The following is a 13,137-nucleotide window of genomic DNA, read 5'->3' on the forward strand; positions in this document are numbered from 1 at the left end:
CAGTATGGGGAATTAAGAGTTTTTACATGTGTATGAATGACTAATAAATAGGAATTTAATTCATTTTGCAGAATATAATAAGACATAAATATTTTTAGTTGCATACGAAGATTTGTTCTTATATGATAGTAAGTGAAAGCGTTATCAAAAACAGAGCGGCGATGGGAAAGGCGGTTAAATATGTTCCAGCGTGTTCAAACAAAGGAAGAGCATTTTTGGTTCGAGCAACTGTGGGGAGATTTTTGTGAAGAAAGAAACTTAATGTTTGTAGAACGTAATTTAAATCCATCACGATTTTTATTAATAGAAGATGAACATCATATTGGTACAGTAGAATGTATTAAGTTTACAGTACCTGAACAATCAAATTCTGAGTTTTTCTATCCGTTTTCTAAAAATGATTTAGTGAAAGATTTGAAAAATGTGTATGAAATAGGAAAGTTAAGTATTGCGAAAACGTCTCGGGGGAGAGGACATTTCAAAAGGCTAGCAGCTATTTTATTTATGCATGCGTTAGAGACGAAAGCGGAATGGTATATTGCAGCAGTTACAAAAAGAATGTATATGTATTTACTTACACTCGGTTTTCCAATCGAACCGATAGATAGTCCATTCCAGTTTCATGATACTTTACAAGGTGTACCAGTGCGAATTCATGCTCGAAAAGGGGCTACACATCTGTATTCTTTGAAAGAATTCCGTGATATTATTCAAGGGAATGCTCATGCGCAGGCACTTATTGCAGAATACAGTAAAAATATTATGTTAACAAAATGAAAATATATGAATATGTATAGTATGAAGAAGAGTTACTTATTACAGGCATCTGTTTTCATACAAAAAGTAGACCCTTATTCTCAGAATAAGGGTCTAAAATATTATAGTCCAAATATACTAAAAATCATTTTACGACGCTTCGGTTTCTTTTCTCTTTCATATGTTGGTTTTGCATCAGGAGTAATGTATATTGGTTCTTCTTTTTTTAGGGCAGCTTCTAGTTTTTGAATTCGTTCTAACATTTCCTCTATTTCGCGGCGATGTTGTAAAAGTTGGTATGTAACGACATCATTTGCTTTATCTTGCATTTGTTCTTCCATTCGATCTAGTCTTCTCGTAATTGTGGTAAATTGAGCTGTTAATTGCTCAAAATCATTCGATGATGTGTTTTGAACAATTGTGTTTACTTGAGTTTTTAATTTTTCTACATCATTTGAAGAAGGTTTTTGAGTAGTTTGAGAGTTTTGAGGCTGGTCCATTTGAGAGCGATGGTATTCTAACATTAGATCTAAATCACCTTGTGTGAAAATAAAATGACCATATTTATTTTTTTTAATCGTAAGATTTAATTGTTGTGCAATCCGGACAACAGCCTTTGGGCTAACACCTAATTTCTTTGCGATAAATGGTGTTTTATATTCCAAAATAATCCCTCCTATATATATCCTGTTGAATGATTTCTAGTTATGTAGCAAGTTCCCTTCAGGTGTGACAAAAGAAGTGTGGAATCGGCAAAGAAAGTGTTTTTTCACGAAGTTCAGCTGTTTAGCACATACTATTTATATAAATCATTTTTAGTTATCGGAAAATTGGGCTTATTATAGTTTGACGATAATAAGCTAATTAGATTATCATAATTATAAATATCTTTTTTATGTATGCATATAATATATAAAAAGGTGGTTACTAATGTAGAATTTTATTAGAGTATAAGAATGCTTACTTCACTTGAATAAATTTAAGTAGGAGGTGGCTTCCTTGCTTACACTGTAAGTAAGGAAAAGTATTTGGACATATATAGTATAAGTATAGTGATTGTTTTAATTGCCTTAACGGCATTTTTCGTTGCAGCAGAATTTGCAATTGTTAAAGTGAGGAGTTCACGAATTGACTATTTAATTGCAAAAGGAAATAATCGTGCAATATCTGTCAAAACAATCATTACAAACTTAGACGAATATTTATCAGCTTGTCAATTAGGAATAACTGTTACAGCTCTTGGGATTGGGTGGTCTGGTAAACCTGCGCTAAAGCACATGTTTGATGTGTTGTTTGCAAATTGGAACGTCCCTACTCAACTCGCAGACATTTTAGCTATAATTTTAGTATTTTTATTTATCACATTTTTCCATGTGGTAGTAGGAGAGTTAGCTCCAAAAACATTTGCGATTCAAAAAGCAGAACAAGTGAGTTTCTTTGTTGCTAAGCCACTCATTTTGTTTTATCGTATTGCATTCCCATTCATTTGGATTTTAAATGGATCAGCTCGGTTAATTACAAAGTTTCTTGGGTTGAAACCACCAAAAGGGCATGATGAAGTGCATTCAGAAGAAGAATTGCGGTTGTTAGTTTCAGAAAGTTATAAAAATGGTGAGATTAATCAATCTGAATATAAGTATGTGAATAAAATATTTGAATTTGATGATCGTATTGCGAAAGAAATAATGGTACCACGAACAGAGATGAATATTTTAAATAAAGAAATGCCTGCTGAAGAGGCTTTACAAAAAATGTCTCATGAAAAATATACGAGGTATCCGGTTGTTGATGGTGATAAGGACCATGTAATAGGCTTTGTGAATTTTAAAGATATATTTACAGATTTTGTGAAGCACCGAGTTGTTAGTGAAAAGACAGTGGAGCAATATATTAGGCCAATTATTTTAGTTATTGAATCTATCCCGATTCATGATCTATTTTTAAAAATGCAAAGAGAAAGAACACATATCGCTATATTAATTGATGAATATGGTGGTACATCAGGTCTTGTAACCGTTGAAGATATTTTAGAAGAAATTGTAGGGGATATTCAAGATGAGTTCGATACTGATGAACAACCGGAAATCCAACAAGTTAGTGAGACGAAAACGATTTTAGAGGGAAAAGTACTTGTTAGTGAAGTGAACGCATTATTAGGTTTGACTATTGACGACGATGATGTCGATACGATTGGCGGTTGGATCCTAACAAAAAATATTGAGATTTCCGAGGGTGATACCATTGAGATTGAAAATTATAAATTTTGCGTAAAAAAATTAGATGGACACTATATTAAGAGATTAGAAGTAACGAAACCTTCAGAATCGATTGTTATTGTAGGAGATGAAAAAAAGATTTCGCTCCAAGAACAAATTAGTTCGTAAACTCTGCTTTGTAGCAGAGTTTTTTTGAGCAAAATGTTTTTTTGATGTATTAGGGCTATGATACAATTACACAAGTCAGACCTTTCACTAGGTGAAATAAATGAAATGTATTATTGTATACATATATTCGGAAGGAGAACCACTATGAAAAAACATTTATATATAAATGGGGTATGGAAATCAGTAGAGACGTATAAACCATTGTATGCACCATATTCTGAAGAAACATTAGCGGAGATTGCGCAAGGTACAGAAGATGACGTTAAGGAAGCAATAGTTTCGGCCAAAAATGCAATGAAAGAAATGAAAAAATTATCCGCATACGACCGTGCAACTATTTTAGAAAAGGTTGCACAAAAAATGGATGAGAGAAGAGAAGAGTTTGCAGAGATTATCGCAAAAGAAGCTGCAAAACCAATTCGTGCTGCACGTGGAGAAGTAGATCGCACTGTTCAAACATATAAGTTTGCAGCTGAAGAAGCGAAGCGAATATATGGTGAGACGTTACCATTAGATGCTGCACCAGGAGCAGGTGGCCGTATAGCGTATACAATTCGACAACCAATCGGGGTTATTGGTGCTATTACACCATTTAATTTTCCACTTAATTTAGTAGCACATAAGGTAGGCCCAGCAATTGCGGCTGGAAATACTATTGTGCTAAAGCCTGCCGACCAAACGCCACTTTCTTCGTATGCATTGGTAGAATTATTTGAAGAAGCTGGTTTACCAAAGGGAGCTTTCAATATAATTTCTGGACCTGGATCTGTTGTAGGTGAGGCATTAGTAAAAGATGAGAACGTTGCTAGTATTACTTTTACAGGAAGTCCGAAAGTAGGTATTGGAATTAAGGCAAAAGCCGGGTTGAAACGAGTGACGTTAGAATTAGGATCGAACGCTGCAGTAATTATTGATGAAGATGTTGAATTGACAGACGAAATAATTGAACGTGTAAAATGGGGCGCGTTTGTGAATAATGGACAAGTTTGTATTTCAGTACAACGTGTTTTTGTGCATGAACGCAAAATGGAAGAGTTTATTACAAAATTAACGAAAGCAATGGAAAACGTTGTAGTAGGAGATCCGCTTCATGAAGAAACAGATGTATCAGCACTTATTTCAAAAAAAGATGTAGAACGTATAAATTCATGGGTGGAAGAGGCAGTTAAGGAAGGAGCTAATGTTGTATACGGTGGTAACAAACGTGATGCAAGGATTTTTGAACCAACTGTATTAACAAATGTTCCAGATTATGTATCTGTTCAGTGCCAAGAAGTATTTGGTCCACTTATGACTGTAAATACATTTAAAGAATTTGATGAGGCTTTAGAACAAGTAAATAATTCACGTTATGGATTACAAGCAGGTGTATTTACAAACAATCTATGTAAGGCAATGCGTGCAATTGATGAATTAGAAGTCGGTGGTGTCATGATTAATGATATTCCAACGTTCAGAGTAGATCATATGCCTTATGGCGGTGTGAAAGAGAGTGGAACAGGCCGTGAAGGGATTAAATATGCAATAGAAGAAATGACAGAAATGAAATTAGTGTGTATTAAAAAATAAAGTAGATCGAGCTTAAACACCGCAATAAAAAACGAGCAGGAAATGTTTACGATTCCATACTCGTTTTTTATTGTTTGTTTTACGTTTCTCGGAACGATTACATTTAATCAAGTGTACCTTTTACTTCATTTCTTGTTTGAAAATATCATCTTCGACATAAATATGTTCTTTATCTACAGCAGTGCTATGAGAGAGTACTAAACCTATTGGTGTTTCAGTACCTTTATTTTGAACAATTGTAAAATGAATATTTTTTTCAGTTGCTAATTTAATGTATTTTGATAAATGTGGGTAAGCAATGCTTCCATTTAGGAATAGTTGTAATGATTGAGAAGAACGTATGTTACCCGTTACTTCTGTATACACATTACTTTGCATTACTTGACCGATTGTTAAAGCGATTTCTACACGCTCACGTAATGTAGTTAAGTACATATTACGTTCTTCTGGTTTGTTTTGCTTTTGGCCATATATGCCTTCTTGGAGATAGTCTTCCACATTTTTATTTACCATATTTTTCACACCTTTCACTTCTTATTGTACGCAAGAATTAAAAAGGATGCAAAAAAAAGTAGTTTTGAACAGGAAAATAATTAAAAAAATGAGAAGAGAAAAGGGATATATGAATAAAACTTATTTATATAAGAAGGGAAAAATAAATTTTATCAACAGAAATTAACAAAATGTGACAAAAATCTATTAACGAAATGTATTTTTTGTGTTAATATTCAAAATATAAAGGGTATTCGTCGTATGGAAATGGAGGGAATGGAGGTTTTTCCAATCGATAAGGATATTAAAGAAGTATTTTGTTCGCACTTGAAAAACAACAGGCACCAATTCGTAGAGAACTGGAAAAACAAAATGATAATTTCCGAAAAAGATCCATTTAAACAAGAGGTAGTTCAAAATGGAGCGAATTTATTAGAGTTAATTATCGAACTTATTATGGAAGATAAAGACATTAATTATCTTCAGCCATTATGTGAGAAAATTGCCATTGAGCGTGCAGGGGCAGATGCGAATATTGGAGATTTTGTTTACAATGCAAATGTGGGAAGAAATGAACTTTTTGAAGCGATGTGCGAATTGGATGTAAGCGCTCGAGAACTGAAACCGATTATGGCCAAAATACATACTTGTTTTGACAAATTAATTTATTATACCGTTTTAAAATACTCAGAAATTATATCGAGGAATTTAGAAGAAAAACAGCAATATATAAATGAAACACATAAAGAAAGGCTTACGATTCTAGGGCAAATGTCGGCTAGTTTTGTACATGAATTTCGTAATCCGCTAACTTCGATTATGGGATTTGTAAAGTTATTGAAGACAGATCACCCTAATCTATCGTATTTAGATATTATTTCACATGAATTAGATCAATTAAATTTTAGGATTTCGCAATTTTTACTTGTATCGAAAAAAGAAATGTGGAATGAATCTGAACGTTTTTTGGTAAATGACTTATTTCAAGATATTATACAATTCTTATATCCAAGTTTAGTTAATGCAAATGTTTTGATTGAAAAGAATTTGCCGTATCCTATTCCACTCGTTGGTTACCGGAGTGAAGTGAAGCAAGTAGTTTTAAATATTTTAATGAATTCGATTGATGCTCTTGAATCGGTGAAAGAAGAGCGGAAAATTATCATTGATGTATTTGAAGAGGATCAGGCTGTTCGCATTGTTATAAAAAATAATGGACCTATGATTCCAGCAGACAATGTAGAGACCATTTTTGAGCCATTTGTAACTACTAAAAAGCTAGGAACTGGTATTGGACTATTTGTATGTAAACAAATTGTAGAAAAACATAAAGGATCCATATTGTGTCGTTCGGATAACGATTGGACAGAATTTCAAATTACGTTTCAAAAGTAAACAGTCTACACCATGCGAATGGTGTAGACTGTTTTAATTTGTAAGTATAACGGTTTCTAATTTTGGATCCTCAGTTGAATAACCAACTATTGAAATTGTGTAAATTGTATTTGGTTCAACGTTGAATTTTTGAATGGTTAATAGTACTTTTTTTGTATCAGCAAGTGAAACTTCAATATCTGCTGTACCAGGGCTAACTTGTAAAAAATCTGTTATTTGCTTAAAGAGTACATTTTCAAATAAATGATCCCCATCTTTTAAATTTACATTTACAACTGGAGTGTCTGGTGAAAAATGTGCAAATCGTATTTTTGCTTGACCAGATGGTAAATGAGTATTATCAAGAATGGGTTGTAATTGGAGATGATTATCGCTATTGATCGCTGCAAGGGTATAAGTGTGATTCCCCATTATTGGTACTAATGCTGAAAATATTGGAGTTTCGTTTCCGACAGGGACAATATCAATACGGTATTTACCTTGCACTAATGATAAATACGGACTGAATTGTTTAAAAGAAATATTTTTAATAACCTTTTGTCCGTTTATTATAATATCAACTGCTGGTGTATGGGGAGCTGTGTGGAAGATTCTCATATGTGACGGTAAAGTCGCTTCTTGTGAATCTCTCTTTTCATATGCTTGTACAAGTTTTGTAATTGCATCATAGTATTTCATATAGAGTTCTACATATCTTTTAGGATTGCTATATTGATAGTAACGAGCGAGCTGTTCGTAACGTGCAGCTTCTTGGCTGTATTTTTCAATTTCGGATTGAGTCATGAACATTCCTCCTTTATCATCATTACAAATATATGCGAAGCTAGAAAGAGGTTATGCAAAAAACTTGCCTTTCTAGAAGGAAAAGTTTAAATGGGGATTTTTTTATTTATAGGCAAACACACATACAAATCGATAATTGTCCTACATAAATTATAAAGGAAAGGTAGTTTGACTTTGATGGAAGGAGTGGAACCATTGGGATGGGGATATCCCCATAGTTATTGGGAATGAAGTTATGGAGGATTTGGTGCTATAGGCTGTGGGACGAATTATGGATTTGTATTATGAGTATTTCTATTAATTTTAGTGATGCGTTGGATAAGGTAATACTGATAAAAGAGCGTCGTGCCGAACTGATTAATGTGGTTAATCGGTTCTTTTTTTATTGTTCTAAACAGGTGGTACTATTTGTTAAGAAATAGTTATGATAAATGAGGCGAAGTAAAATGTCGAATTTTGTTTGAAAATATGCAATATAAAGTAGGATAATAGGAAGGAGAATAACGGGAGTTTCGTCGAAGTTTACACAATGTCAGCAATTGAGGAAAGTTGATATTATATTAAAAAAATATTCAATTTGCTGTTATCTTAAATCAGGAAGGGGTATTTAAGCGTACAGGTAGGGTTGGTCTTCATTTTTAGTTCTGAATTTTCTGTTTTTAAAATAATATTTAGCAGTCATTTGTATATTTTATAATAGTTTTTTGATAAATTCACTGCTTTTGCAGAGGATTCTTTTTTATGAAAGAAACGTCAATTTTCTTCATATACATATACAAATTGGAGAAATGGGGGAGCGCTATGCGCGATTACTTAATTAAACCACTTGTTGGTCAGCCGTATCCGATGATTTCACATGGAAAAGGTGTGTATTTGTATGATCAAAACGGAAATAAATATTTTGATGGTTCGTCTGGAGCGATTACGGCAGGTATTGGACATGGCGTAGCAGAGATAGCAGAAGTTATAAAAAAACAGGCAGAGGAGATCGCTTTCGTTTATAGATCACAGTTTACGAGTGAACCAGCTGAAAAATTAGCGAAGAAGTTAAGTGATTTATGTGTAGGAGATTTGAACTGGAGCTTTTTTGTGAATAGTGGTACGGAAGCAAATGAAACAGCTATGAAAATCGCAATTCAGCATTTTCAGGAGCGTGGCATTCAAGGGAAACATAAAATTTTGTCACGGTGGATGAGCTATCACGGGATTACAATGGGAGCTTTATCTATGTCTGGGCATCCACTGCGCAGACAACGTTTCGTTTCTATTTTGGAAGATTATCCGACTATTCCAGCTCCATACTGTTTTAGATGTCCTGTACAAAAGGTATATCCAACATGTCAACTTTCTTGTGCGACTGAACTAGAAAGAGCGATTGATCGAATTGGTGCAGAACATATTGCAGCTTTTATTGCTGAACCGATTATCGGAGCTGCTGGAGGAGCGGTTGTCCCACCGAAAGAATACTATAAAGTAATTAAAGATATTTGTAGTCATTACGATATATTATTTATTGCGGATGAAGTAATGACTGGACTTGGTCGTACTGGTGCATGGTTTGCGATGGAGCACTGGGGTGTAGAACCGGATATTATGACCCTTGGTAAGGGGCTAGGAGCAGGTTATACACCAATGGCAGCAACAGTTGTAAGTGACCGTGTTATGGAGCCAATTTTACGTGGATCACGTTCTGTAATGAGCGGGCATACGCTTAGTGCAAATCCATTGTCTGCAGCAACGGCTTTAGCTGTTATTGAATATATGGAGAAACATAATTTACCTGAAAAAACAGCAGAAAAGGGAGAGTATTTATTAAAAGGTTTGCAGAAAGTTCAGCAACAATCGACAATCATTGCCGATGTTCGTGGAAAAGGATTGCTAATTGGAATAGAATTGCAACCGTTTACAAAAGCGTCGGAGCTTATTTCAGTTGCTGCTAAAAATGGACTGCTCTTATACCAAGCTGTTTCAGGGCAAGCAGGAAAAGAGGATAGTGCACTGCTTGTTGCACCACCAATGACAACTACATATTCCGAGTTAGATGAATTACTTTCAATTTTTGTAAAGAGCGTGGAAGAGATGATGCAAAAAGGAGGGCATAGTATCGCATGACAACTATTACAAATACATTCGGTAAATTAAAAGAAATAGAGGAAGTAATTTCTTTGTTCCATGATGATATGACATTAATGTTTGGGGGATTTGGAGGAATCGGATCCCCTCCATCTTTAATTCAAGCTGTTTTAGATAAAGGCATTACAAATTTAAATTTAATAGGAAATGATACTGGATTTCCTGATGTAGGAATCGGTCGTCTTGTTACGAATGAAAGGGTTAAATCTTTAGTTACTTCTCATATTGGGTCAAATCCAAATGCGGGAAGACAATTAAATGAAGGAAGATTGCAAATTGAATTCTCTCCGCAAGGAACACTCGCAGAGCGTATTCGCGCTGGTGGTGTAGGGCTTGGTGGTATTTTAGTTGACGTTGGTGTTGATACGATTGTAGAAGAAGGAAAGCGTACAGTTGAAATGAATGGAAAGACATATTTAGTTGAAACAGCTTTAACGGCTGAAGTCGCAATTGTATATGCGAAAAAAGCGGATCCGTTTGGCAATCTTGTATTTGATAAAAGTGCTCGTAATATGAATCCACACGTAGCTATGGCTGGTGACATAACGATTGTAGAAGCAGAAGAAATTGTTCCACTTGGAAGTTTAGATCCAGAAGAAATTGTCGTCCCAGGTGTATTTGTAAATTATATCGTGCCATCGGAAGGAGTGAATTGGAAATGGGTATGGGCGTAGAAGTAAGAGATAAGATTGCAAGACGTGCAGCGAAAGAAATTCAGAATGGTATGCTTGTAAATTTAGGTATTGGAATTCCATCGCTTGTACCGAATCATTTGCCAGAAGATATGAATGTTATGTTTCATGCGGAAAACGGTATTGTTGGTATGGGACCAACGCCAAGTAAAGGGAATGAAGATGAGAATTTATGTAACGCAGCTGGTTTACCAACATCTCTTATTACAGGAGCAAGTTATTTTGATAGTTGCATGGCGTTTGGCATGATTCGAAAAGGATTACTTGATGTTACGATACTTGGTTCGTTACAAGTAAGTGAAAATGGTGATTTAGCGAACTGGATTGTACCAGGAAAACGCGTTCCAGGTATTGGAGGAGCGATGGATTTAGCGCAAAAAGCGAAGCGGGTCGTTGTTGTGATGAATCATGTTGATAAATACGGAAATGCAAAGATTGTTTCGGAATGTACATTGCCATTAACTTCGAAAAAATGTGTAGATTTAATTATTACAGACATGGCTGTCATGGAAGTGACCCAAAGAGGACTTGTCTTACAAGAATTAATGAGTCCATATACTGTAGAAGATGTAAAACGACATACGACAGCTGATTTTCATATAAGCTCAAATTTACTAGTAATTGAATGAGGGGAGTTGTAATATATGGAGCAATTAAAAAAACAAGTTTGTGATTATATTGAGGGTCATGAAGAAGAGAGTGTAAAATTTTTAACACGATTAATTCAAGAAAAGAGCGTATCTGGTGATGAAAGTGGTGCGCAGGCAATTGTTATTGAAAAGTTGCGTGAGTTAGGTCTAGATCTTGATATTTGGGAGCCTGCTTTTAATGAAATGAAAGATCACCCTTATTTCGTATCACCTCGTACAAGTTTTACAGATAGCCCGAATATTGTAGCGACTTTAAAAGGAAGTGGCGAAGGGAAATCTATGATTTTAAACGGGCATATTGATGTCGTGCCAGAAGGGGATGTAAATCAGTGGGACCATCATCCATATAGTGGAGAGAAAATAGGAAACCGCATATATGGACGTGGAACAACAGATATGAAAGGCGGCAATGTTTCACTTATGCTTGCGATGGAAGCGATTATTGAATCTGGTATTGAACTAAAAGGTGATATACATTTTCAAAGTGTAATAGAAGAAGAGAGCGGTGGGGCAGGAACATTAGCTGCTATTTTACGAGGATATAAGGCAGATGGCGTTATTATTCCTGAGCCGACGAATATGAAGTTTTTTCCGAAACAACAAGGATCAATGTGGTTTCGTCTACATATAAAAGGAAAAGCAGCACACGGTGGTACACGTTATGAAGGAGTAAGTGCAATTGAAAAAAGTATGTTTGTTGTAGAGCATTTGAGAAAATTAGAAGAGAAGAGAAATGGTCGAATTACAGATCCGTTATTTAAGGGGATTCCGATTCCAATTCCAATTAACGTTGGGAAAATTGAAGGGGGAAGCTGGCCAAGTTCTGTTCCCGATTCATTAATTTTAGAAGGAAGATGTGGTATTGCGCCGAATGAGACTATAGAGGCAGCAAAAGAAGAGTTTGAGGGCTGGATTGGTGAATTAAAAGATGTGGATAGTTGGTTTGTAAAAAATCCTGTAGAAGTAGAATGGTTTGGGGCTAGATGGGTTCCTGGTGAACTAGAAGAAAATCATCCACTTATTACAACGCTTCAACATAACTTTGTTGAAATCGAAGGGAACGAGCCGATTATAGAAGCTTCGCCATGGGGAACAGATGGAGGTTTGTTCACACAAATAGCTAACGTACCCACGATAGTATTTGGTCCAGGAGAGACGAAAGTAGCACACTATCCAAACGAATATATAGAAGTTGATAAAATGATTGCTGCCGCAAAAATAATTGCATGTACATTACTAGATTGGTGTGAGGTGAAAAAATGAAATACTATGAATCTTTTAGTGAACAGACAAAGCATTATAAAGTAGAAGGGGTTTTAGATTATTTTAATAAACGTATTAGAGTTGATCACTATACAGGAAATGTTGAAAGCATCATACAAACAATCGATGAATTAGCAAAGAAACATTCTTTCACTAAATGTATTATTAAAGGAAAGGGAGAGCATGTTTCAACATGGCTCTCTTTCGGTTTCTTACTGGAAGCAACGATACCTCATTATTTTCAAGGGCACGATGCGCACTTCTTCGTGAAATATCATAATGATGAAAGACGAAATAGTATTCATTGGACTGAGGAAGATACTATTTTAAGTGGTGTAAAAGAAAAAGAAGTGAAAGAAAAAATAGTCCCAGAGGAATTTGTGTTAAGAAAAGCGACAGAAGAGGATGCGGAAGAATTAGCAATTGTCTTTGGAAAAGTATTTGAAGTGTATCCGACACCTTTAAATGATGGGAATTATGTAAAGCAGACGATGAAGGAAGACGATACAATTTACTATGTTTATGAATTCGAGGGGAAAATTATTAGTACAGCATCTGCTGAAATGAACGTGAAAGAAGGTAATGCAGAATTAACGAATTGTGCTACATTACCTGAATATCGAAAACATGGTTTCATGAAAAGTCTGTTAATTAAATTGGAGGAAGAGCTCCAAGAAAAATCTATTTTTTGTTCTTATACAATTGCTCGCTCGCTATCTTTCGGTATGAATGCAGCCTTTCATCAATTAGGCTATACATATACGGGAAGGCTTGCGAATAATTGCTACATTTTTGATAAGTTGGAAGATATGAATATATGGGTGAAAGATTTATCAAGCTATTCGAAAGCAGTAAGACTCCCGCCTCAAAATTCGGCTGTAAAGCAAAGAAGTTAAGTGGGAGTCGGGTTAATAATAAAGCCCCACTGATTAAAGTTTCACTTAACCATAAATAAGCAATAAAAATATATATACATTTCATCAAAATAATAGAACGGAATCGTCATGCTTATAATCGCAC

12 protein-coding genes are annotated in these 13,137 nt (G+C 35.0%); 9 read left to right on the forward strand and 3 right to left on the reverse strand.

Going from position 1 to position 13,137, the window contains the following annotated elements; all coding sequences use genetic code 11:
* Positions 1–180 precede the first annotated feature (180 nt).
* Positions 181–777, forward strand: a complete 597-nt coding sequence (locus NSQ08_RS09745) for a hypothetical protein (RefSeq protein ID WP_002085820.1) — start codon at positions 181–183, stop codon at positions 775–777.
* 101 nt (positions 778–878) lie between these two features.
* Here the strand turns inward: NSQ08_RS09745 and racA are convergent, their stop codons facing one another.
* Complete coding sequence (gene racA, locus NSQ08_RS09750) at positions 879–1,421, reverse strand: chromosome-anchoring protein RacA (protein ID WP_002012665.1); 543 nt, start codon at positions 1,419–1,421, stop codon at positions 879–881.
* A gap of 363 nt (positions 1,422–1,784) precedes the next feature.
* Between racA and NSQ08_RS09755 the strand changes: the two genes are divergently transcribed.
* Together NSQ08_RS09755 and NSQ08_RS09760 are read left to right on the forward strand one after the other, a co-directional pair.
* A complete protein-coding gene (locus tag NSQ08_RS09755) occupies positions 1,785–3,140 on the forward strand; it encodes a hemolysin family protein (protein ID WP_002127238.1) in 1,356 nt (451 codons plus the stop codon).
* Positions 3,141–3,284: 144 nt separating this feature from the next.
* Complete coding sequence (locus NSQ08_RS09760; protein ID WP_002012663.1) at positions 3,285–4,709, forward strand: aldehyde dehydrogenase family protein; 1,425 nt, start codon at positions 3,285–3,287, stop codon at positions 4,707–4,709.
* A 120-nt stretch (positions 4,710–4,829) separates the two neighbouring features.
* Here NSQ08_RS09760 and NSQ08_RS09765 read toward each other — a convergent pair whose 3' ends face one another.
* On the reverse strand, positions 4,830–5,222 hold the full coding sequence (locus tag NSQ08_RS09765) for a YueI family protein (RefSeq protein WP_002141658.1): 393 nt from the start codon (positions 5,220–5,222) through the stop codon (positions 4,830–4,832).
* A 240-nt stretch (positions 5,223–5,462) separates the two neighbouring features.
* On the opposite strand from NSQ08_RS09765, the gene NSQ08_RS09770 reads away from it, so the two are divergent.
* Complete coding sequence (locus NSQ08_RS09770) at positions 5,463–6,596, forward strand: BA2291 family sporulation histidine kinase (RefSeq protein WP_002031784.1); 1,134 nt, start codon at positions 5,463–5,465, stop codon at positions 6,594–6,596.
* A gap of 33 nt (positions 6,597–6,629) precedes the next feature.
* Here NSQ08_RS09770 and NSQ08_RS09775 read toward each other — a convergent pair whose 3' ends face one another.
* Positions 6,630–7,379 (reverse strand): DUF4397 domain-containing protein, encoded by a 750-nt coding sequence (locus NSQ08_RS09775; RefSeq protein WP_340774040.1) that lies wholly within the window; start codon positions 7,377–7,379, stop codon positions 6,630–6,632.
* Positions 7,380–8,180: 801 nt separating this feature from the next.
* Between NSQ08_RS09775 and NSQ08_RS09780 the strand changes: the two genes are divergently transcribed.
* From NSQ08_RS09780 to ablB, 5 genes are read left to right on the forward strand one after another with little or no spacing between them, the layout of a single operon-like run.
* On the forward strand, positions 8,181–9,491 hold the full coding sequence (locus NSQ08_RS09780) for an aspartate aminotransferase family protein (protein ID WP_033708325.1): 1,311 nt from the start codon (positions 8,181–8,183) through the stop codon (positions 9,489–9,491).
* Positions 9,488–10,186, forward strand: coding sequence for an acetate CoA-transferase subunit alpha (atoD, locus tag NSQ08_RS09785; RefSeq protein ID WP_002085805.1), 699 nt, complete (start codon positions 9,488–9,490; stop codon positions 10,184–10,186). Before NSQ08_RS09780 ends, atoD begins: the two co-directional genes overlap by 4 nt.
* A complete protein-coding gene (locus NSQ08_RS09790; RefSeq protein ID WP_002127246.1) occupies positions 10,171–10,833 on the forward strand; it encodes a CoA transferase subunit B in 663 nt (220 codons plus the stop codon). The genes atoD and NSQ08_RS09790 overlap by 16 nt, the downstream gene beginning before the upstream one ends.
* Positions 10,834–10,848: 15 nt before the next feature.
* Positions 10,849–12,117 (forward strand): peptidase, encoded by a 1,269-nt coding sequence (locus NSQ08_RS09795; protein WP_002012655.1) that lies wholly within the window; start codon positions 10,849–10,851, stop codon positions 12,115–12,117.
* The gene (ablB, locus tag NSQ08_RS09800; protein WP_340774051.1) at positions 12,114–13,013 is read left to right on the forward strand and encodes a putative beta-lysine N-acetyltransferase; all 900 of its coding nucleotides are present in this window, start codon (positions 12,114–12,116) and stop codon (positions 13,011–13,013) included. The genes NSQ08_RS09795 and ablB overlap by 4 nt, the downstream gene beginning before the upstream one ends.
* Positions 13,014–13,137: the final 124 nt, after the last annotated feature.

The organism is Bacillus sp. FSL E2-8887, from assembly GCF_038007205.1.
In the GTDB taxonomy this organism is placed as follows: domain Bacteria; phylum Bacillota; class Bacilli; order Bacillales; family Bacillaceae_G; genus Bacillus_A; species Bacillus_A mycoides.